This is a genomic window from Streptomyces sp. NPDC002809, assembly GCF_040295435.1.
Lineage (GTDB): Bacteria > Actinomycetota > Actinomycetes > Streptomycetales > Streptomycetaceae > Streptomyces.
This window is the reverse complement of record NZ_JBEOVJ010000087.1, coordinates 1-20494: the sequence shown is the minus strand read 5'-3', so window position 1 is coordinate 20494 and position 20494 is coordinate 1. Positions and strand designations below refer to the sequence as shown.

General features: G+C 70.9%; 17 protein-coding genes. 6 read left to right on the top strand and 11 right to left on the bottom strand.

Annotation, left to right across the window (positions count from 1 at the left end):
- Window positions 1-42: 42 nt before the first annotated feature.
- The 4 genes from ABT025_RS33235 to ABT025_RS33220 form a co-directional block, all read right to left on the bottom strand.
- Window positions 43-1725, bottom strand: a complete 1683-nt coding sequence (locus ABT025_RS33235) for an ABC transporter family substrate-binding protein (RefSeq protein ID WP_351002371.1) — start codon at window positions 1723-1725, stop codon at window positions 43-45.
- A gap of 112 nt (window positions 1726-1837) precedes the next feature.
- Window positions 1838-3922 (bottom strand): dipeptide ABC transporter ATP-binding protein, encoded by a 2085-nt coding sequence (locus tag ABT025_RS33230; RefSeq protein ID WP_351002370.1) that lies wholly within the window; start codon window positions 3920-3922, stop codon window positions 1838-1840.
- Window positions 3919-4881 carry an ABC transporter permease gene (locus ABT025_RS33225; protein WP_351002369.1) on the bottom strand — a complete coding sequence of 321 codons (963 nt, stop codon included), beginning with the start codon at window positions 4879-4881 and terminating at the stop codon, window positions 3919-3921. Before ABT025_RS33225 ends, ABT025_RS33230 begins: the two co-directional genes overlap by 4 nt.
- A 1-nt stretch (window position 4882) precedes the next feature.
- The gene (locus ABT025_RS33220) at window positions 4883-5866 is read right to left on the bottom strand and encodes an ABC transporter permease (RefSeq protein ID WP_351002368.1); all 984 of its coding nucleotides are present in this window, start codon (window positions 5864-5866) and stop codon (window positions 4883-4885) included.
- Between the two features lie 355 nt (window positions 5867-6221).
- On the opposite strand from ABT025_RS33220, the gene lplAB reads away from it, so the two are divergent.
- The gene (lplAB, locus tag ABT025_RS33215) at window positions 6222-7286 is read left to right on the top strand and encodes a lipoate-protein ligase LplAB (RefSeq protein ID WP_351002381.1); all 1065 of its coding nucleotides are present in this window, start codon (window positions 6222-6224) and stop codon (window positions 7284-7286) included.
- A gap of 27 nt (window positions 7287-7313) precedes the next feature.
- Here lplAB and ABT025_RS33210 read toward each other — a convergent pair whose 3' ends face one another.
- A complete protein-coding gene (locus tag ABT025_RS33210) occupies window positions 7314-7997 on the bottom strand; it encodes a response regulator (protein ID WP_351002367.1) in 684 nt (227 codons plus the stop codon).
- The gene (locus ABT025_RS33205) at window positions 7994-9142 is read right to left on the bottom strand and encodes a sensor histidine kinase (RefSeq protein ID WP_351002366.1); all 1149 of its coding nucleotides are present in this window, start codon (window positions 9140-9142) and stop codon (window positions 7994-7996) included. Before ABT025_RS33205 ends, ABT025_RS33210 begins: the two co-directional genes overlap by 4 nt.
- A 169-nt stretch (window positions 9143-9311) precedes the next feature.
- On the opposite strand from ABT025_RS33205, the gene ABT025_RS33200 reads away from it, so the two are divergent.
- Window positions 9312-10295 (top strand): carboxymuconolactone decarboxylase family protein, encoded by a 984-nt coding sequence (locus tag ABT025_RS33200; RefSeq protein ID WP_351002365.1) that lies wholly within the window; start codon window positions 9312-9314, stop codon window positions 10293-10295.
- On the top strand, window positions 10292-11149 hold the full coding sequence (locus ABT025_RS33195; RefSeq protein WP_351002364.1) for a class I SAM-dependent methyltransferase: 858 nt from the start codon (window positions 10292-10294) through the stop codon (window positions 11147-11149). The genes ABT025_RS33200 and ABT025_RS33195 overlap by 4 nt, the downstream gene beginning before the upstream one ends.
- Here the strand turns inward: ABT025_RS33195 and ABT025_RS33190 are convergent.
- Complete coding sequence (locus ABT025_RS33190) at window positions 11146-12606, bottom strand: amidase (RefSeq protein ID WP_351002363.1); 1461 nt, start codon at window positions 12604-12606, stop codon at window positions 11146-11148. The genes ABT025_RS33195 and ABT025_RS33190 overlap by 4 nt on opposite strands.
- Window positions 12607-12869: 263 nt before the next feature.
- Window positions 12870-13232: a hypothetical protein gene (locus ABT025_RS33185; RefSeq protein WP_351002362.1), complete on the bottom strand. Its 363-nt coding sequence runs from the start codon at window positions 13230-13232 to the stop codon at window positions 12870-12872.
- A 199-nt stretch (window positions 13233-13431) separates the two neighbouring features.
- On the opposite strand from ABT025_RS33185, the gene ABT025_RS33180 reads away from it, so the two are divergent.
- On the top strand, window positions 13432-14205 hold the full coding sequence (locus ABT025_RS33180; protein ID WP_351002361.1) for a hypothetical protein: 774 nt from the start codon (window positions 13432-13434) through the stop codon (window positions 14203-14205).
- Here the strand turns inward: ABT025_RS33180 and ABT025_RS33175 are convergent.
- The 3 genes from ABT025_RS33175 to hydA form a co-directional block, all read right to left on the bottom strand.
- Window positions 14168-15727, bottom strand: a complete 1560-nt coding sequence (locus tag ABT025_RS33175) for an NCS1 family nucleobase:cation symporter-1 (RefSeq protein ID WP_351002360.1) — start codon at window positions 15725-15727, stop codon at window positions 14168-14170. The genes ABT025_RS33180 and ABT025_RS33175 overlap by 38 nt on opposite strands.
- A 75-nt stretch (window positions 15728-15802) precedes the next feature.
- A complete protein-coding gene (locus tag ABT025_RS33170) occupies window positions 15803-16804 on the bottom strand; it encodes a TIGR03842 family LLM class F420-dependent oxidoreductase (RefSeq protein ID WP_351002359.1) in 1002 nt (333 codons plus the stop codon).
- 11 nt (window positions 16805-16815) lie between these two features.
- Entirely contained in the window at window positions 16816-18216 is a 1401-nt protein-coding gene (gene hydA, locus ABT025_RS33165) for a dihydropyrimidinase (RefSeq protein ID WP_351002358.1), read from the bottom strand.
- 369 nt (window positions 18217-18585) lie between these two features.
- Between hydA and ABT025_RS33160 the strand changes: the two genes are divergently transcribed.
- Together ABT025_RS33160 and ABT025_RS33155 are read left to right on the top strand one after the other, a co-directional pair.
- A complete protein-coding gene (locus ABT025_RS33160; protein ID WP_351002357.1) occupies window positions 18586-19527 on the top strand; it encodes a hypothetical protein in 942 nt (313 codons plus the stop codon).
- A gap of 208 nt (window positions 19528-19735) precedes the next feature.
- Window positions 19736-20434, top strand: a complete 699-nt coding sequence (locus ABT025_RS33155; protein WP_351002356.1) for a hypothetical protein — start codon at window positions 19736-19738, stop codon at window positions 20432-20434.
- Window positions 20435-20494 lie beyond the last annotated feature (60 nt).

Sequence of the window (20494 nt, the reverse complement as noted above, 5' to 3'; positions counted from 1 at the left end):
CGCGTCGCGGCTATGGCTCCGGCTGCTCGCCGGGACCGTGTGTCACTTCTGCCAGCCGACGGTCTCCGGGAGCGGGGTGTAGAAGATGGTCGCACCGGCGTTGGCCAGACCCTTCTTCACTCCGTAGGTGGAGGGACCGCTGAAGAGCGGCAGGAAGGCGTACTGCTGGAGCGCCTTCTTCTCGACCTTGTTGACCGCTGCGGCCTGCTCGTCGAGGTCGGCGATCTGGGTGGTGGAGCGAATCTCCTTGTCCAGTGCCGGCGTACCCGCACCGGTGATGTTGGAGTCACGGTCCGAGCAGTAGAAGTCGCACAGATAGCGGGCGCCGAACGGATCCATGGAACGGTTGCCCGACAGGAACAGGTCGAACCTGCGGTCGCTGAGGATCTTGGAGAAGTCCGCGTCGTCGCCCTTCTTGATGACGAGACGGATGCCGGCCGGCTTCAGCATCGCGGCGAGTGCGCCCGCGGTGGCCTTGCCCAGCGGGTCGTCGCCCAGGAGCGTGTAGCCGACTTCCAGCTTCTTGCCGTTCTTGACGCGGATGCCGTCGTCCCCCGCCTTCCAGCCCGCCGCGTCGAGCGTCTTCTTCGCCTCGCCCGGCGCGTACTTCACAACGGCCGAGAGGTTGTCCGCGTAGCCCTTCTGGAAGCTGTAGAGCACCGCGGAGCCGGGCAGCGGCTCCGTGTAGTCGAGCCCCTGGAACTGGATCTTCGCGATCTGCGCCCGGTCGACGCTCTCCTGGACGGCCCTGCGGACGGCCTTGTCCGAGAGGACTGCCGACTTCGTGTTGAAGTAGAGGGCGTACTCGAAGGGGCTGCCGCCGCTGCGGATCTCCGTGCCCTTGAGCCCCTTGACCTGCTTGAGGCTCTCCGCGTCGACGGCGGACACGTAGTCGATCTGGCCGTTCTTGAAGGCGTTGACCGCGGCGGTCGACTCCAGGTTGACGTAGGTGCGCTTGTCGAGCTTGCCCTTCTTGCCCCACCACTTCGGGTTGCGGACGAAGGTGATGTTGCCGGAGTGCGTGTCCCACTTGCCGACGGTGTACGGCCCGGCGCCCCACTCCGGGTGGGCCTTCTTCACGTACGCCTTGTTGAAGTTCTCGACGGTGGCGGCCTCGGGGTGCAGGAAGGTGGTGAACAGTGTGGACCAGGCGGCGTTGGCGCCCTGGAAGGTGATGACGGCCTGCTTGGCGTCCTTGCCCTTCACGACCGAGGTGATCCGGTCGTAGCCGTCCGTGGACGACGCCGCGAACTCCTTGTCCGAGCCGTTGTTGGCCTTCCAGGTGGCTTCGATCGCCGTCCAGTCGATCGGTGTGCCGTCGTTGAAGGTGGCCTTCGGGTTGATCGTCAGCGTGACCTTCTGGTTGCCGCCCTCGACAGCTACCTTCACATCGCTGTAGTAGTCGGGGTTGTACTGCACCTCACCGGTGGGTGAGTACGTGATCGCGTCGGCGTTGTACCAGCCCCAGACCCGGGCCGCGGTCAGCGTGGCATTGACGTTGAACGGGTTGCCCTGGTCGTCGAAGGTGCCGACCGTCGTGTACGTGCCGCCGTCCTTGATCTTCTCGTACGGCTGGGGGTTGTAGTCGACCGCGGCCGAAGCGGCCTTGGGGACGTCCTTCCTGTCCGCGTCCGCCCCGTCCTTGCCCGAGGAGGACTGGCACGCGGTGGCGGCGACGGAGACGGCGGCGATCAGGGCGACGGGCAGGGCCAGTCTTGCGCGCATGGCGGAATGGTTCCTTCTGATTCGGTGGGGTGTACGGGAGAGCCCGGTGACGGGCGGGGTGAACTGCCCGGGGGCCCGGACCTGCGGGTCACGGCCCCCGGGCGGGACGGCCTCAGACGGCGTGACAGGCGTACTGGTGGCCGGGCCGGCCGGCCACGGAGGCGGGCGCGGGACGTTCCGTACGACAGCGCTCGCGCACCGCCTCGCCGGAGACGCGGTGGAGGGGGCAGCGGTCGACGAAGACGCAGCCCGCCGGCAGCCGGGCCGCGCTCGGCTGCTCGCCCTCCAGCACGACGCGTTCGCGGGTGCGTTCCCGCTGCGGGTCGGGGACCGGGATCGCCGACAGGAGCGCCCGGGTGTACGGGTGCTTCGGATCGGAGAAGAGCGTCTCGGTGTCGCCGGTCTCCACGATGTGCCCCAGGTACATCACCGCGATGCGATCGGAGATGTACCGGACCACCGCCAGGTCGTGGGCGACCACGAGGTAGGCGAGGCCGAGTTCACGCTTGAGCCGGGCCAGCAGGTTGATCACTCCCGCCTGCACCGACACGTCCAGCGCCGAGAGCGGCTCGTCGAGCACGAGCAGTCTCGGTTCGGTCGCCAGGGCGCGGGCGATGCCGATCCGCTGGCGCTGACCGCCGGAGAGCGCCGCCGGGAAACGGTCGCTCACCGTGCCGTCCAGACCGACCAGCGCGAGGAGTTCGCCGACGCGAGTGCGGATCGATTCGCGGTCCCGCCCGATGGCCCGCAGGGGCTCGGCGAGCAGTTGGAAGACGGGCAGCCTCGGGTCGAGAGCTCCCAGCGGGTCCTGCATCACGATCTGGACGTCGCGCCGCAACTCCCTTACACGCGCGGCTGATCCCACCGCGCCGACCTCCGTGCCCGCGATCTCGATCCGCCCGCCCTCGGGTTGCCTCAGCCTGAGAATCTCCAGGAGTGTCGTGGTCTTGCCGCTGCCCGACTCGCCCACGAGACCGAGGGTCTCCCCCGCCCGCAGCTCGAAGCCGGCCCTGTTGACGGCCCGCAGCGTGCCGACCCGGCGCTTGAGGACGGCCCCCTTGGTGACGGGAAAGGTCTTCACGAGATCCTCCACGCGGAGTACCACGTCGCCGACGGCCCGGGCCTCATGAGGGACTGACTCGACCGGCTCGACGGCCCCCGCCGGTTCCAGCGCTCCGCCGGCGATCTCGTCCGCGCGCAGGCAGGCCACGTCCCCGTGCCCCGTGACCTCGCGCAGTCCGGGTTCGTCGGTGCGGCACGCGTCGAGGGCGACCGCGCAGCGGTTCGCGAAGGGGCAGCCGACCGGGAGGCCCACCAGGGCGGGCGGCTCCCCGCCGATCGGGAGCAGGGGCCGGTGGACGCCGCTGTCCACGGTCGGCACGGCGGCGAGCAGCCTCGCGGTGTACGGCATGACGGGCCGGGCGAAGAGTTCCCCTGCGTCCGCCCGCTCGACGATCCGGCCCGCGTACATGACGGCGATGTCGTCCGCGTGGCCGGCGACGACCCCGAGGTCGTGCGTGATGAGGACAAGTCCGGCACCGGTCTCCTTCTGCGCCAGCCTGAGCACGTCGAGGATCTGGGCCTGCACGGTGACGTCGAGAGCGGTGGTGGGCTCGTCGGCGACGAGCACGGAGGGCTTGTTGGCGATCGCCATGGCGATGACGACGCGCTGGCGCATCCCGCCGGAGAACTCGTGGGGGAAGGACCTCGCCCGGCCCCGCGGGTCGGGGATGCCGACGAGGTCGAGCAGTTCGACGGCCTGTTCCCAGGCGGCCCGCTTCGTCAGGTCCTGGTGGATCCGCAGGGTGTCGGAGAGCAGCCGGCCCACGGTGAAGATGGGGGTGAGGGCCGACAGCGGGTCCTGGAAGACCATGCCGATGTCCTTGCCCCGCACCCGGGAGAGGGCCTTGTCGCCGAGGCCGATCAGGTTCTGTCCGCCGAGCAGCACCTGGCCCCGCAGGTCGGCGGAGGGCGGCAGCAGACCCATGATGCCCATGGCGGTGGCCGATTTTCCGGAGCCGGATTCACCGACGATGCCGAGTGTGCGGCCCGGCAGGAGATCGAAGCCGACACCCCGCACCGCCTCGACGGGTCCGGCTTCGGAGGGGAACGAGACCCGGAGGTTGCGTACCGAGAGCACGGGGGTGCCGCCGTCACCGGGCAGGGAGGCCGTGGACGTGGTTGTCCGGAGGGTCATCGTCGGCCTCCTGCGGCACCGGTCACGGATGTGGGGTCCAGGGCGTCACGGAGTCCGTCGCCGACGAAGGTCATCGAAACGGTGAGCAGGACGACCAGGCCCGCGGGGAAGGCGAACAGCCAGGGAGCGCTCGTGACGGTGCTCGCACCGTCCGCGAGCATCGTGCCGAGGGAGACGTCCGGGGTCTGGACACCGAACCCGAGGAAGGACAGGGCGGTTTCGCTGAGCACGGTCGCGACGACGCCGAGCGTGAGGTTGACGATCAGCAGCGAGCCGAGGTTGGGGATGATGTGGCGCAGGATGATGCGCAGCGGACCGACTCCCATGAACTCGGCCGCAGTCACGTAGTCCCGCTCGCGCAGGGAGGTCGAGACGGACCAGATCACCCTCGCGGTGGACATCCAGCCGAACAGCGTCAGCACGACGATGAGGATCCGCCAGTCGCCGGCGAGGCGGTTGGAGACCAGGGCGAGGATGAGGAAGGAGGGGACGATCAGCAGGAAGTGGATGACGGCGAGCGTGGCCTTCTCCACCCGGCCGCCGAAGTACGCGGCGCCGGAGCCGATGACGGCGGCGACGACGACGGTCAGGACGGACACGCTCACGGCGATCGCCAGCGAGCGCCTCAGCCCGTGCACGGCGGAGGCGTAGATGTCGTTGCCGCCCTGGTTGGTGCCGAACCAGTGACTCGCGCTCGGGGATTGGGTGAGTGCGGCGAAGTCGGCGTCGGAGTACGCGTACGAGGTGAACAGGCCGCCCAGCGCGCTGAAAAGCACCAGAGCCACGAAGATCACCACACCGACGACGGCGAGCCGGTTGCGCAGGAAGCGCCTCAGGTAGAGCCGGGCGAGACCGAGGTGGCGCCCGTCCTCGTGTGCGCCACGCGTCTTTTCCGGCAGCCCGGTGGGCGCGGGGGTGGCCAGGTCGGTGGACAGTCCGGTGGTCAGTTCGGTGGGCATGTCAGCTCACCCTCACGCGCGGGTCGAGGAAGACCGTGGCGATGTCCGCGAGGATCGCGCCGATCGCGGTCAGGGCGGCGGCGAAGGCGGCTGTCGCGACCGTGCCGTGGACGTCGTTCTTGCTGATGGTCTGGATGAAGTAGCGGCCCATACCGTTCCAGCCGAAGATCGTCTCCGTGATGATGGCGCCGGTGAAGATGGCCGGGACGCTGAATGCCACGGAGGTCGCCGTCGGGATGAGGGCGGTCCGCAGGGCGTGTCTGCGGATCGCCTGGGCCCGGGTGAGTCCGGTGGCCCGGGCGGTGCGCACGAAGTCGGCGTTGATCGTGTCGAGCAGCAGCGAACGCTGCGTCAGGTGGTAGCCGACGTACCCCATCAGCGTCAGCGTCAGCGTCGGCAGGATCAGGTGCAGCATGCGGTCGCCGATGGTCGGGAGCAGCCCTTCGACGTTCGGCGAGTTCTCCCCGGCGACGTAGAGGAAGTGCAGCCCGGCGTGCTGGTTCAGCCAGATGGCGACGAAGACCACACCGAGCGCGGCGACGGAGGTCGGGACGTTGAACACCGCGATGGAGACGGCCTGCGAGACCCGGTCGGCCCAGCCGTACTGCCGCGACGCCGTGTACACGCCCAGTGTGACGCCGAGCACGACGGAGAGGACCGTCGCGATGACGACCAGTTCCGCGCTGACGAGCGAGCGGTAGCCGATCTCTCCGTTGACGGAGACGCCCGTGGGTGACCTCCCCCAGTCGAAGTGGACGACCACCGAGGTGAACCAGTCCCACCACCGCTGTACCACCGGCACCTGGGGATCCAGGTTGTAGGGCGCGAGCGCCCGGTCGATCTGGGCCTCGCTGCGGACCGGCCGCAGCTCCTTGAAGTTCGACCGCGGGTCCAGGAACCAACTGGCCAGAAAATAGGTGGCGTTGGTCGACACCACGATCATCAGGAGCCAGCCCGTCGCCTTGCGCGTCACATAGCGCAGCACGGGCAGCACCTCCTCGCCGCACGAAGAAGGTGCGCCGAGGGGGCGCCGGGTCTGGGGGGCGTTCGCATGAGCGGTGGAGCCTTCTGAGGGGGGAGGGACACAAGTACGGGCGTACGGGCGTCAGTCTCATCCGTGGTCCGGCGGCGCCGCCAGGCCCCGGTCCGTCCCGCCACGACGTCGCAATACCGCCGCAGCAAACAGTCCGGACAGATCATGACTTGTGCATGGAACACGCTTCGTCCGGGGGCGGGCCCCTCGCTGCGCCGGCTGCGGATTAAACGCCGCGGTTGTGGCGTTATGCCTGGTCGGAGCCGATTCGTAAGCAGTGGGAACCGGCGGAACTGGAGGAATGGCTGTGCACGGTGAGTACAAGGTCCCCGGCGGCAAGCTGGTCGTGGTGGACCTGGACGTCAGGGGCGGGGCGCTGCGCGACGTGCGGGTGGCGGGTGACTTCTTCCTGGAGCCGGACGAGGCGATCCTGACGATCGACGCTGCGCTGGAGGGCGCTCCGGCCACCACCGACACCGCGGGGCTGGCCGCCCGGATCGACGCGGCCCTCCCGGAGTCGACGGTGATGCTCGGGCTCACGTCGGAGGGTGTGGCCGTCGCCGTACGCCGGGCCCTGGCGCACGCCACGGAGTGGAGCGACTACGACTGGCAGCTCATCCACGACGCCCCGCAGTCCCCCGCGCTCCACATGGCGCTCGACGAGGTCATCACGGCCGAGGTCGCCGCGGGCCGGCGTCCTCCGACGCTCCGGGTGTGGGAGTGGGACTCCCCCGCGGTGATCATCGGCAGCTTCCAGTCCCTGCGCAACGAGGTCGACGCGGCAGGCGTCGACCGCCACGGCGTCACGGTGGTCCGGCGCATCTCCGGGGGCGGGGCGATGTTCGCGGAGCCGAGCAGCACCATCACCTACTCACTCGCGGTGCCCCAGTCCCTCGTCTCCGGCCTCTCCTTCGCCGACAGCTACGCCTATCTGGACGACTGGGTGCTCGAAGCGCTCGGCGACATGGGGATCAAGGCCTGGTACCAGCCGCTGAACGACATCGCGACCGAGGTCGGGAAGATCGCGGGCGCGGCACAGAAGCGCGTGGTGGGGCCGGACGGAGGGCCCGGCGCGGTGCTGCACCACGTGACGATGTCGTACGACATCGATGCCGACAAGATGCTCGACGTCCTGCGCATCGGCAAGGAGAAGATGTCCGACAAGGGGACGAAGAGCGCCAAGAAGCGCGTCGACCCCTTGCGCCGGCAGACGGGTCTGCCCCGTCAGGCCGTCATCGAGCGGATGATCGAGTCGTTCCGCAACCGGCACGGCCTCAGTCAGGGCAAGGTGACCCCGGACGAGCTGGCCCGGGCCGAGGAACTCGTCCGCACGAAGTTCGGCACGGCCGAGTGGACCGCCCGGGTGCCGTAGGAGCGTCGGCCGGCGCGCCGCCCGACGTCATCGTTCACGCGGGGTGACGAGCCCCGACTCGTAGGCGAACACGACGAGTTGGGCCCGGTCGCGGGCGCCGAGCTTGATCATGGCGCGACTGATGTGCGTCTTGGCGGTGAACGGGCTGATGACCATGTGCGCGGCGATCTCCTCGTTCGTCAGCCCCCGCGCCGCCAGCGCGCTGACCTCCCGCTCCCGGCGGGTCAGGGTCTCGAAGCCGGGTGCGGTCGTCCGGTCGGGGGGCCGGGCGACGAACTCGCCGATCAGTCTGCGCGTGATGGCGGGCGAGAGCAGGGCGTCGCCGCGGGCCGCGACACGGACGGCCTGGAGCAGTTCGGCGGGTTCGGTGTCCTTCAGCAAAAAGCCCGCCGCACCGGCCCGCAGCGCGTCGAACACGTACTCGTCCAGGCCGTAGTTGGTCAGGATCACCACATGGACCCCGCCCAGCAGCGGGTCGGCGGCGATCGCCCTGGTGGCCTCGATCCCCGTCATCACCGGCATCTGCACATCGACGAGGGCGATGTCGGGAGTGTGCAGCCGGGCCAGCTCCAGCCCCGCGCGGCCGTCGGCGGCCTCGCCGACCACCTCGATGCCTTCCTCCGCGTCGAGCAGTGCCCGGAAGCCGGCCCGCATGAGGGCCTGGTCGTCGACGATGAGGACCCGGATCGGGCGGCCTGTTTCCTCGCTCATGCGAGGGATCCCGCGGTGCGCAGGGGCAGTTCGGCATGTACGGAGAAACCGCCGTCCCTGCGCGGTGCGGCGGCCAGGGTGCCGCCGAGTGCAGTGACGCGCTCCCGCATGCCGGTGAGGCCGGTGCCCGCGGTGACGGTGTCGTCCGGGCCGCACGGGCCGCGGTCGTCGACGTGCACGGTCAGCGCGTCCGGTCCGTAGGCCAGCCGGACGGTGGTCGGGGCCCGGTCGGCGTGCCGGGCCACGTTGGTGAGGGCTTCCTGCACGATGCGGTACGCGGCATGGTCAACGGCCACGGGCAGCGGCCGCTCCTCGCCGCTGACGGTGACCGCGAGCGCGATGCCCGCACTGCGGGCCCGCTCGGCGAGTTCACCGATCCGGTCGAGTCCGGTACCGGGCTCGACCACGTCGGTGCGCAACACCTCCAGCGTGGCGCGCAGTTCGCGCATGGCCTCACCGCTCGCCTCCTGGATGGCGAGCAGGGCGGGCTCCACCTCGGTGCCGCGCTTGCGGGCCAGGTGGACGGCAACTCCCGCCTGAAGCTTGACGATCGAGATGGAGTGGGTGAGCGAGTCGTGCAGTTCGCGGGCGATCCGCAGCCGTTCCTCACCCGCGCGGCGCAACGCGGCTTCGTCCCGGGTGCGTTCGGCGTCGAGCGCCCGCTGTTCGGTCTGGCGCAGGTAGGCCTGCCAGTTCTTGTCGATGAGTCCGGTGACCCCGGCGCAGAGGAACCACCCGAGGAGCAGCACGGTCCGCTCCACGACGCCCTCGGCAGCGGGTGAGGCGGTGACCAGTACGGTGAAGTAGCCGGCGAGGAAGAGTGCACCGGCCGCGACGCCCCAGGCCCGGTGCCCGCTGCGGGCGGAGGCGTGCACGGCGGCCAGCACGGGGAACGCCGCCCAGGTGCCCGGGTGCGCGTGGAACACGTATCCGGACATGGCGAGCGTGGTGACGGCGAGCACCGTGCGCGGTGCGCGACGGTGCCCGGCGAGGGCCAGCGACCCGGTCGCGACGAGCAACAGGTCGAGTACACCCGGCTCCGAGGCCAGGCCCGCGGCGACGGTGACCGCCGCACCGATCGCCACCGCGAGTCCCGCGTCCAGCAACCGGGTGCGGCGGCCGGTCTCCCCCGTGTCCCCCGTCATGTCTCGCACCCTAACTCCCGTACGACACCCGGGTCGTCAGCCCTGAGGACCGGCCGGAAACTACTCCCCGGGCAGTAGTGCCCAGCCGTCCGCAGCCGAACGGGATCAGCGTCGACTGCCTTCACGGGTACGACGACGGGGCCCCGGTCCTCGGGCGAGCATCGGAGCCATGACCGGACCTTTCCGCTACACCTCACCCGTACCTCCGAAGTCGGCGACCGGAGTGGTCGCCGACGTGTACGCCCAGATGTCCACCGACTTCGGGATCGAGCGCGCGCCGACCTTCGTCGTCCTGTCCGCCTCCCCTCCACTCCTCACCGCGGCCTGGGCCCTGGCGCGCGAGTCGCTGCTGGCCGGGGAGGTGTCCCGTACGGACAAGGAGGTGGTGGCGGCCGGGGTGTCGCTCGCCAACCGTTGTCCGTTCTGCGTGGACGCCCACACCGTGCTGCTGCACGCCACCGGCGACCACCGGCTGGCGGAGACGATCGCCCGCGGCGAGCAGCCGGAGGATCCCGCCCATCGCGCACTGCTGGCCTGGGGCAAGGACATGAGTACGCCGCAGCCCTTCGGGCCGGCCGCGGCTGCCGAGCACATCGGGACCGCGTTCGCCTTCCACTTCATCAACCGGATCGTCTCCTCGCTGCTGACCGAGAGCATGCTGCCCGGCGGCCTCCAGCGCCTCCGCTGTGTACGGAGCGCGGCGGGCCGCACCCTGGCCCGGACCGTGCGCCGCGAGCTGGTGACGGGGCTGAGCCTGCCGATGCTCGAAACGGAGGGCGAGGCGCCTGCCTGGGCGGCGGGCACCGCCGTCGGTACGGCCTACGGTGCGCTGCGCACCGCGGCGGAACTGGGCGCCGGGCTGCTGAGCGACGAGGACGCGGCGCTCGTACGGGAGTCGGTGGCGGCCTGGGACGGCGTCACCCCGCTGCCGCTGCACGGAGCGGTGCTGCCGGACCGGGCGGAGCGTCCGGGTGCCCGGCTGGCGCTGCTCGCGGCGCGCGCCCCGTACCGGATCACGGACGAGGACGTGGCCGCCTGGCTCGCACCGCCGTTCACCGATCGCTGCCTGGTCCACCTGATCGCGTTCGGTGCGATCTGCGCCATGGGTCGCGTCGAGGCCACGCTCACCACGGAAACGAAGGAGCACGCATGACAGTCGCCGAAGCATGGAACGGACCGCTCGGGCAGCACTGGGCCGCTCACCCCGACCGCTACAACGCGATGCTGGACGGGTTCGACGGGCCGTTGTTCGACGCGGCGGCGATCGGCGCCCGGGACCGGGTGGTGGACATCGGCTGCGGCAGCGGGCTCACGACACGGATGGCCGCGCGGCAGGCGCCGGACGGCCGGGTCATCGGTGTCGACATCTCGGAGCCGCTCCTCGCACGGGCCCGCTCGCTCACCGATGCCGAACAGTTCCCGCAGGTCACCTACCGGTTGGGCGATGCGCAGAGCTGTGCGTTCGAGCCCGGCGGACACGACCTGGCGATCAGCCGGGGCGGGGTGATGTTCTTCGCCGACCCCGTCGCCGCGTTCACCAACATCGCGGGAGCGCTGCGGCCGGGCGGCCGGCTGGCGTTCCTCTGCCCGCAGCCCGCGCAACCGGACGGCGAGGAGCGCAAGGCGCTGGGCCTGCTGGCCTCCCTGCTGGGCCGGGACCACACCACCGAGAACGCGGTGGCCACGGCGATGGCCTCGCTCTCCGAGCCCGCGCGCGTCCACCAGGTCCTGGGTGCGGCGGGCTTCGTGGACATCGAGGTGACCGGCGTGAGCGCCGACACCTGCTGGGGGAAGGACGCGGCGGACGCGGTGGAGTTCTTCGTCTCCCGCACCCCCGGCCTCTCCGTCTCCGACTCCACCCGCGCCGCGATGACCGGTGCCCTGCTGCCCCACGAGTCGCCGAGCGGGGTGATGCTGCGGGCGGGCGTGTGGGTGGTCACCGCACACACGCCCCAGCGGACGGCCGACGGGCGGTGCTCGTACCAGCGGCGGCCACACACTCCCTAGCGGGCAGCCGGCGGACGGTGCTCGTACCAGCGGCGGTCGGCCTCCAGCTGGGCGGCCAGCGAGATGAGCCGCTCCTCACTGCGGGAGGGGCCGAGCAGTTGGGCTCCGACGGGCAGGCCATCGGGGGTGAAGCCCGCGGGGACGTTGATTCCGGGCCAGCCCAGTACGTTCCACGGCCAGGCGTACGGGCAGGCCTCGGTGATCGCCACATCGGTGCGCAAGGCGCTCAGTCCGTCGAACCTGCCGATACGGGGAGGCGGCAGGGCGGTCGTCGGAGTGAGCAGCACGTCGAATCCCGGGTGTCCCGATCCGGCCCTGCCGCGGGCCGGGTGGAACAGGGCGCCGATCCGCCGGTGCTGGCGCACCTCCCGCTCCCTCGCCGCCCGCACCACCCGGCCGCCGAGCCGGGTGCCGGTGCGCAACACGCTGCGGGTGCGGGGGTCCAGCAGCGCGGGTTCGGGGTGCAGGGCGGCGAGTTCGGCGATGCCGGCGGTGGCACGGGGGAGGAAGCCGAGGCCGATCAGCCCGTAGCGGGGCCGGGCCTCCTCGACGTGGTGGCCGAGCCGGGCCAGTGCCTCGGCGAGTTCGGTGACCGCGCGGCGTACGTCCGGGTGGGGGGCCGTGCCGGTGAGGGTGAGCGGGGGGCGCCAGGCCAGGGCGATGCGGAGCCGGCCCGGGTCGCGGCGGGCGGCGGCCGAGGCGTCGACGGGCGGCGGGCGGTGCGGGTCGTCGGGGTGCGCTCCCGCGACGGCGTCCAGCAGCAGGGCGGCATCGGCGACGGTCCTGGCCAGCGGGCCGTTGACGGTGAGCCCCTGGAAGGCGTCGCTGTGGGGGTGGACGGAGATCCGGCCGCGCTGCGGCTTGATGCCGACGAGGTGGGTCCAGGCGGCGGGGATGCGGACGGACCCGGCGCCGTCGGAGCCGAGCGCGGCGGGCACCAGTCCGGCGGCGACGGCGGCCGCCGAACCGCCGGACGAACCGCCCGGCGTGTGGTCCGTGTTCCACGGATTGCGGGTGGCGCCGAAGGCGGCGCCCTCGGTGAACGGCCACTGGCCCAGTTCGCAGGAGTTGGTCTTTCCTACGATCACGGCTCCGGCGGCGCGCAGCCGGCGTACGGCCTCGCTGTCGGCGGTCGCGGCGGGCAGCTCCCCCGCGCAGCCGAAGTGGGTGGGCATCCCGGCGACGTCGGTGTCGTCCTTGACTGCGACGGGTACCCCGAGCAACGGCAGCCGCTCTCCCGCGGCGAGCCTGCGGTCGGCCTCGGCGGCCTCGGCGAGCGCGGCGGTCGCGCGCAGGTGCCGGAAGGCGTTGAGGGTGCCCTGACTCGCCTCGATCCTGGCGAGGGCCTCGGTGACCAGCCGGGTGGCGGTGGTGCGGCCGTCCGCGAGGGCCCGTGCGCTGTCGGCCAGCCCGGCCGGGGCCTCGACGTCCGTTCCGGTGGTTTGTGCTGAGGACATGGGCTGCCCGCTTCCCTCGTACCGTCAGGTGCGTACACCTGTCCGCCCGAACAGACTTACTGGAGGGTAACGAGTCGCGGGCGCTGCCTCAACCGTTCGGCGCAGGTGCCGCCGGTCCGTGTCGCCGAAGAGTCGTCCACGGCGCCCGCACGGCACCACTCCGCTCCGGAGCTGCACCACCCCCGCACCCGGCCCGGGGTCTTCCGTCCGGATCAGGCCGGATCAGGCCGGATCCGGTGCCCGGCATGATCCGGACAGAGGCCCTACGGCTGGACGGTGATCTCACCGATTCCGGTGCCGAGGCCTGCGCAGTGCGCGGTCGACTGGCCGGACTGGCCCGGGTTCAGTGTGACGTGCTCCCCGTCCACGTCCGGGGACCAGCCGCAGACCAGGTGCACCCAGAAGGTCTGCGTCGCGGAGCCGTTGTTCCGGCACAGCGCGTAGCCCGTGTAGTCGTCGATGGCGTGCTTGCCCGTCTCGCAGGACAGCCCCGGCGGCGTCGCCGCCGGCGCCACGGCCGAGGCGGCCGTGGCCAGACCGGTGGCCACCGCGAGCGTCGTGGTCACCCCTGCGACGGCGGCGCCGCGCGCTACGGCCCTGGACAGACTTCCCATGGACTTCTTCATGTTTTCCTCTCGGTCGTGACGAACTCGGTGCCGTGGCAACCGTCCCCCGGTCCCCATAACCGAAAACACCACAAAACGTCACGCTGCGTACGCGCCCCGGGGTGCCGCTCCACCGGGCGACCGTCCCTCCCCCGGCGTACGCTCGAAAGATCCGACCGCAGACCCGAACAGTCCCGCCACGACCTTTCGAGGAGGCGACGTGACCGGTCCACACCTCGGCACACGCGCGGCCGCATGGACGGCGGCGATCGTGCTCTCCGTCACCGGCAGCGGCGTCATCGGCAGCGGCGTGGCACACGCGGAGGACATCGACAACCTCACCGCGCAGCAGATCGCCGACCGCTCCCGCGACGCGCTGCTCAGCACGCACTCCCTGCACCTGAGTACGAGCGGGGACCTCGGCAGGGGCAGTACCCCCATGTCTCTGGAGCTCACCCTGGACCGGGACGGCAACTGCAACGGTTCGGTGGACCTCGGCAACAGCCAGGGCTCGGCCCTGATCGTGAAGCGGGGCGACGACATCTGGATCAAGCCGGACGCGGACTTCTGGGAGAACCAGGTCCCCAACGGCGGTTCCGCCTTCGCCGCGATCGTGGGCGACCGCTACCTGAAGGGGTCGGCCGACGACCCCCGGCTGAGCGCCCTGACGAAGACCTGCGACCTCAACACCTTCCAGAAGCTGGTCAGCGACAACGCGAACAACAACACCGGCACGCTCAACAAGGGTGCGAAGACCACCCTCGGCAAGGAGTCCGTCATCCCGCTGACCAGGATGCGGGACAACACGACACTCGTCCTGGACGTGGCGGCCACCGGCAAGCCCTACCCGCTGCGGCTGACGGTCCAGGGCGACGGCGCCGACGCGGTCGTGGGCTTCTCGGCCTTCGATGAGCCGGTGCCCAGGACCACGCCGTCGCCGGACGACTCCTTCGACGTCAGCGCGCTGCTGAGCCGCTCGACGAGCCCGGTGTGACGCTCTCGCGTCCGGTGAGCAGCACGTACAGCACCAGCGAGGAGGCCAGGCCGACCGCCCAGCCGTAGTCGGCGAGGGGCTTCAGGAACGGGATGAGGCCGTCAGCCGGGAAGGGCCCCTTTCCGGGCTCCGAGTGCGAGCCGCCGATCGCCAGGACTCCGCCGACGGCGAACGCGGCGACGGCCCGCCAGTTCCAGCCGTTCGTGTACCAGTAGCGGCCGCCGGGCCGGTAGAGGTCGGCGAGGTCGAGCACCGTGCGCCGGACGATCCAGTAGTCGGCGATCAGGATGCCCGCCACCGTACCGAGCAGACCGCCGACGAGCCCGAGCCAGGTGAAGATGTACAGCTCCGGTGTCTCGGTGAGCTTCCACGGCATGATCACGACGCCTACGACACCCGTGATCAGCGCGCCCGTACGGAAGTTGATCAGCTTGGGCGCGAGGTTCGCCAGGTCGTAGGCGGGCGAGACGACGTTCGCCGCGACGTTCACGGAGATCGTCGCCACCAGCACCGTCACCAGCGCATACAGCAGTCCGAAGACGTTGTCGGTGCGGGCGACCAGCTGGACCGGGTCCCAGATCGCCTCCCCGTACACGGCCTGCGAGCCGGAGGTCACCAGGACGGAGAGCAGCGCGAAGAGCGTCATCGTGGTGGGCAGGCCGAGCGACTGGCCCCGGATCTGGGCGCGTTGGCCGGCGCCGAAGCGGGTGAAGTCGGGGATGTTCAGGGAGAGCGTGGCCCAGAAGGCGATCATCCCCATCAGGGAGGGGAAGAAGACCGGCCAGAACTCCTTGCCCCAGCCGAGCTTCGAGGGCTGGTCGAGCAGCGGGCCGAAGCCGCCCGCCTTGACGGCGACCCAGACCAGCAGCACCAGCGCGCCGACGATGACGAACGGTGCCGCCCAGTTCTCGAACCTGCGCAGGGTGTCCATTCCCCGGTAGATGATGGCGAGTTCGAGGGCCCAGAACAGCACGAAGCAGAGCCAGAGCGTCCACGGCTGACCGCCGATCTCGTCCGCCTCCGCCCAGCCGCCGAAGATCTTCCCGAGCAGGGTGAAGATGCCGACGCCGCCGATCCACGTCTGGATGCCGAACCAGGCACACGCCACCGCGGCCCGGATCAGGGCGGGCAGATTGGCGCCGCGCAGCCCGAACGAGGCGCGGGCCAGCACCGGGAAGGGGATGCCGTACTTGGGCCCGGCGTGCCCGGTGAGCAGCATCGGTCCGAGGACGATCAGGTTGGCGAGCGCGATGGTGAAGACCGCCTGTTTCCAGTCCATGCCGAGGGCGACGAGGCCGGAGGCGAGGAGCCAGGACGGGATGTTGTGGGCCATGCCGACCCAGAGGGCGGCGAAGTTGTACGTGGTCCAGTTGCGCCGCTCCAGGGGGACGGGCAGCAGGTCCTCGTTGACGAACCGGCTGTCGTCGGGGGCGGCGCCGGTGGGGAGCTCGACGCGGTCAGGGGCCTCGGGTATCCGGTCCCGGGACGGTGGTGGAGGTGGTGGTGGTGCGGTCGATGTCATGGCGGCTGGACCCTTCGCTCGGGGACGGTGCCGTGCGGGGCTGGGGAAGTGCGTACGACCGGAGGAGAACGGTGGTCAGTCGGCGAGCGCGGGGATGATCTCGGATCCGTAGGCGTCGATGGTCGCCTCGCGGGCGTCGTGCATGTTGTAGACGGCGAACTGGTCGACGCCGAGGTCGCGCAGCTGCCGGAGCTTCTCGATGTGCGCCTCGGGCGGGCCCAGCAGGCAGAAGCGGTCGACGATCTCGTCGGGCACGAACGTGGTGTCGGGATTCCCGGCGCGGCCGTGGTGGCTGTAGTCGTATCCCGAGCGCCCGGCGATGTACGCGGTCAGGGCCTCGGGGACGAGGCCTGAGTGCTCGCCGTAGCGGGAGACGAGGTCGGCGACGTGGTTGCCGACCATGCCGCCGAACCAGCGGCACTGCTCGCGGGCGTGGTCGAGGTCGTCACCCACGTAGGCGGGCGCGGCGACGCAGATGGTCACGGAGTCCGGGTCGCGTCCCGCCTCGGCCGCCGCGTCCCGTACGGCCTTGATCATCCATTCGGTGAGGAAGGGGTCGGCGAGCTGGAGGATGAAACCGTCGGCCTTCTGCCCGGCGAGCGCGAGGGCCTTGGGTCCGTACGCGCCCATCCAGACGGGCAGCCGGCCGTCCTTGACCCAGGGGATCTGGATCGGCTGTCCGTCGACGACCGCCTCCCGCCCCTCGGCGAGGTCGCGGATGACGTCGATGGCCTCGCCGAGCCGGGCCAGGGTGTTGGGGCTGCGTCCGGCGACGCGCATCGCGGAGTCGCCGCGGCCGATGCCGCAGACCGTGCGGTTGCCGTACATGTCGTTGAGGGTGGCGAAAGTGGAGGCGGTCACCTCCCATGTGCGGGTCCCCGGGTTGGTCACCATGGGGCCGACCACGAGGTGTTCGGTGTGTTCGAGGATGCTGCTGTAGATGACGAAGGGCTCCTGCCAGAGCACCGCCGAGTCGAAGGTCCATCCGTAGCGGAAGCCGTTGCGTTCGGCGCGGCGCATCAGGCCGACGACGGCCGAAGCGGGCGGGTCCGTCTGCAGGACGAGTCCGAAGTCCATGCCAGGTGCTCCTAGTCCAGGTACTGACAGGTGGCGCGCGGGGTGTACATGCCGTGGCCGGCGCGGCCGGTGAACGTGCGGCGGTCGATGACGACCTCACCGCGCGAGAGCACGGTCTCCACCTGACCGGTGAGCCGCTTGCCCTCGTACGCCGAGTAGTCGACGTTCATGTGGTGGGTCTCGGCGGAGATGGTCTGTTCGGCCGCCGGGTCGTAGATGACGATGTCGGCGTCGGCCCCGGGCGCGATGGTGCCCTTCTTCGGGTAGAGGCCGAACATCCGGGCCGGGGAGGCGCACGCGATCTCGATCCAGCGGCGGCGCGAGATGTGACCGTCGACGACCGCCTGATGGAGGAGGTCCATCCGGTTCTCGACGCCCGGCATCCCGTTGGGGATCTTCGAGAAGTCGCCGCGGCCCTTCTCCTTCTGCCCCGAGAAACAGAAGGGGCAGTGGTCGGTGGAGACGACCTGGAGCTCGTTGTTCCGCAGCCCCCGCCACAGCGCTTCCTGGTGCTCCTTCGGCCGCAGCGGTGTGGAGCAGACGTACTTGGCGCCCTCGAAGTCCGGCTCGGCCAGGTTGTCGGTGGAGAGGAAGAGGTACTGCGGGCAGGTCTCACCGAACACGGGCAGCCCCTTGTGCCGGGCAGCGGCGATCTCGGCGACGGCCTCGTCGGCGGAGACGTGCACGACGTACAGCGGGGAGCCGGCGACGCGGGCGAGCTGGATGGCCCGGTGCGTGGCCTCGGCCTCCAACGCCACCTTGCGTACGTCCCCGTGGTAGCGGGGGTCGGTACGGCCCGCGGCGAGGGCCTGCTCGACGAGGACGTCGATGGCGATGCCGTTCTCCGCGTGCATCATCATCAGGCCGCCGTTGGACTCGGCTCGCTGCATGGCCCGCAGGATCTGCCCGTCGTCGCTGTAGAAGACGCCGGGGTAGGCCATGAACAGCTTGAAGGACGTGATGCCCTCCGCGACCAGCAGGTCCATCTCCTTGAGCGACGACTCGTTCACATCGGCGAGGATCATGTGGAACGCGTAGTCGATGGCGCAGTTGCCGTCCGCCTTGGCGTACCAGGCGTCGAGCCCCTCGCGCAGGGAACGCCCCACGGACTGGATGGCGAAGTCCACGATCGTGGTGGTGCCGCCCCAGGCCGCTGCGCGGGTGCCGGTCTCGAAAGTGTCCGCGGCGTAGGTGCCGCCGAACGGCATCTCCATGTGGGTGTGCGCGTCGACACCGCCCGGGATGACGTACTTCCCGGTGGCGTCGATGGTCCGGTCGGCGGTCCAGCCCGCTGCGGCGTCCGTGCCGTGCGCGGCGAGCGCCGCGATGCGGCCGCCTTCGACGAGTACGTCGGCGTGGATCTCGTCGGACGCGGTGACGACGAGGCCGCCGTGGATGACGGTGCGGCTCATGTACCCCTCCTCACTGTGGCGGAATGGGTCTACGCACGTAGACAAGGTGCGTGATGAAGAACGTAGAAGTGGGTTACCCACTGTGGCAATACCGCTGCGGCTAACCGCTGAAGACGTTTCTGTTTCACCCGTCCGGCACTCAACCGGCCCAGCGTGCGGTGCGGTTCCGCAGACCGGGCCGGGCACCCGCGCGTGTCGTATACGCGACGGACGCGGGACCCCGGTCCCGGAGGACGGCGCACGTGGTGCCGCGGGAGGCGGCTTCGCCTGACTCCGGACGGGCGAGTGCGCCAGGTCCTTGCGGGGGAACCCGCCGGACGGGGAGCGGCAGTTCAGCACGGGTCCCTCGCGGCCCCCTAGCTTCCTTTCATGATCAGAAACGGAATCATCGTCTCGGCGTTCCTCTGCGCCTCCCTCGCCACGACGCCCCTGAGCGCCGCCGCCGCGCCGGACGGCTGGCAGCGGGTCGGCTCCGGGATCCAGGGCGGCGTGAGCGGCATCGCGCTCGTCGAGGGTGCGCCCGCGGGCCGCGGGCTGGCCGACGCCGTCGTCGTACGGGACAACAAGGGTGATCGCGAGAGCAGGCTGGCGACGGTACGTCTGCGGCCCGGCCAAGCGCCCGTCGTCGAGGAACTGCCCTGGCTCGGCACGCTCCCCGCCGACCTGGAGGCCCTCGACACGGTGCCCGGCCTCCCCGGCCACTACGTCGCCGTGGCCAGCCGGGGCCATGCGTACCACGTCGTCGTCGCGGACGGCCGGGCGACGGTCGAGCACGAACCCGTCGCGCTGCCGGGCCGGCGCGACGGCGACAACTACGAGAGCTTCGCGCTGCACCGGGACAGGTCGGGGAGGACCTTCGCCGTATGGGCGACTCGGGGCAGCGGCGACCAGAAGGCCGTCGTACGCGCCGCCTCGGTGCGCCTCGGCGCGAACGGTCCGGAGTTCGGCATGGTCTCGGCGCGGCAGGAGTTCGCCGTACCGTTCCCGGACGAGGACGAGGTACGCCACATCAGCGACCTGAAGGTGCTCGATGACGGCACCGTACTGGTGTCGGCGGCCTCGGACCCCAACGTGGACGACGGCCCCTTCGCCTCCGCCGTCTACGACGCCGGCCGGCTCACCGTGAACCCGGCCCATGACGCGGTACTGCGCCTGAAGCCCGTGTGGGCCCTCGCTCCGCTGAGCCGCTTCACCAAGCAGGACAACCGGAAGATCGAGGCCATCGCCGTCCTGCCCGGCCGGCTGGGCCTCTGGGGCACGGACGACGAGAACTTCGGCGGTTCCGTGACGTTCGAGCGCATCGGGCGGTAGCCGCCGGGAAGTCGGGGGCGCCGGGACGGCGTCCCCGACGACCCTTCAGAAGTAACGCAATGGTCACGGGTCTGGTCCCGACGTTGGATGCGGTTCATTCGCCCGTCCCTTACGCGGTGTGGTCCGCTCACCGCCGGCCGCGAGAATCGGACACGTCGCCGGACGCCCCCGATCGTCCGGTGCCCACGGACCGATCCCGGAGGATCACGTGTCCCTTCCGCGCTCAGCGCGTACCGTGCTGGCCACCGCCACCGTCGTCGCCGCCACCCTCCCGCTCCTGGCGACCACCGCCCACGCCGAGGACACGGGCAGCTGCACCGCCGCCCCGTACGCGGGTCTGCCGTCCGGCACCAAGCAGGCCAAGACCCTGGTCATCGGCATCGACGCCGGCCCGTTCGACTCCACCCTGGTCAGCCCCGCGTACCAGCTGAACGGAGGGGCGCGGGCGACGCTCTCGTACGCGACGAACTACCGGATGGACGGTCCCCGGACCGGCGATGTGCACGTCTCCTTCGACGGCGGCGCCCCGCGGCTCGTGAAGTCCTACCGCGCGAACGCCAACACCGTCGAGCACCTTGAGCTCACCCTCCCAGCAGGGGCGAAGTCGGCCCGGCCGAGCTTCCGTTGCACCGGCACGAACAGCGGCTTCCGGACCGTCGACCAGGTCGCCTTCGGTCAGCCGAACCAGCCGTCGCAGCTTGCCGTCGCCTCCCTCGGCGCCGACACGAAGCTGCTCGGCCGGCCCGGGTCCGACGCCTCGTGGCAGGTCACCGCGAACGGTGTGGTGCGGACCGCGCGGGGCAAGCCGGTGAAGGGCGCGAAGGTCACCGCCGAGGCTGACCCGGCACGAGGGCGCGGCGGCACGGGGCTGACTCGATCAAGGACCAGCAGCTGTCGCGCGATCTGATCACGTACTCCTTCGCCGGGCTGCGGGTGCTGCCGGGCGGGCCAGGTGACACCTCCAAGG

Excerpts from the sequence above, each read along its gene's own strand:
- ABT025_RS33235 (WP_351002371.1), bottom strand. The coding sequence starts at position 1,725 with ATGCGCGCAAGACTGGCCCTGCCCGTCGCCCTGATCGCCGCCGTCTCC.
- ABT025_RS33225 (WP_351002369.1), bottom strand. The coding sequence starts at position 4,881 with ATGCCCACCGAACTGACCACCGGACTGTCCACCGACCTGGCCACCCCC.
- ABT025_RS33200 (WP_351002365.1), top strand. The coding sequence starts at position 9,312 with ATGACCGGACCTTTCCGCTACACCTCACCCGTACCTCCGAAGTCGGCG.
- ABT025_RS33175 (WP_351002360.1), bottom strand. The coding sequence starts at position 15,727 with ATGACATCGACCGCACCACCACCACCTCCACCACCGTCCCGGGACCGG.
- hydA (WP_351002358.1), bottom strand. The coding sequence starts at position 18,216 with ATGAGCCGCACCGTCATCCACGGCGGCCTCGTCGTCACCGCGTCCGAC.
- ABT025_RS33170 (WP_351002359.1), bottom strand. The coding sequence starts at position 16,804 with ATGGACTTCGGACTCGTCCTGCAGACGGACCCGCCCGCTTCGGCCGTC.
- ABT025_RS33210 (WP_351002367.1), bottom strand. The coding sequence starts at position 7,997 with ATGAGCGAGGAAACAGGCCGCCCGATCCGGGTCCTCATCGTCGACGAC.
- ABT025_RS33160 (WP_351002357.1), top strand. The coding sequence starts at position 18,586 with ATGATCAGAAACGGAATCATCGTCTCGGCGTTCCTCTGCGCCTCCCTC.
- ABT025_RS33190 (WP_351002363.1), bottom strand. The coding sequence starts at position 12,606 with ATGTCCTCAGCACAAACCACCGGAACGGACGTCGAGGCCCCGGCCGGG.
- ABT025_RS33230 (WP_351002370.1), bottom strand. The coding sequence starts at position 3,922 with ATGACCCTCCGGACAACCACGTCCACGGCCTCCCTGCCCGGTGACGGC.
- ABT025_RS33205 (WP_351002366.1), bottom strand. The coding sequence starts at position 9,142 with ATGACGGGGGACACGGGGGAGACCGGCCGCCGCACCCGGTTGCTGGAC.
- ABT025_RS33185 (WP_351002362.1), bottom strand. The coding sequence starts at position 13,232 with ATGAAGAAGTCCATGGGAAGTCTGTCCAGGGCCGTAGCGCGCGGCGCC.
- ABT025_RS33195 (WP_351002364.1), top strand. The coding sequence starts at position 10,292 with ATGACAGTCGCCGAAGCATGGAACGGACCGCTCGGGCAGCACTGGGCC.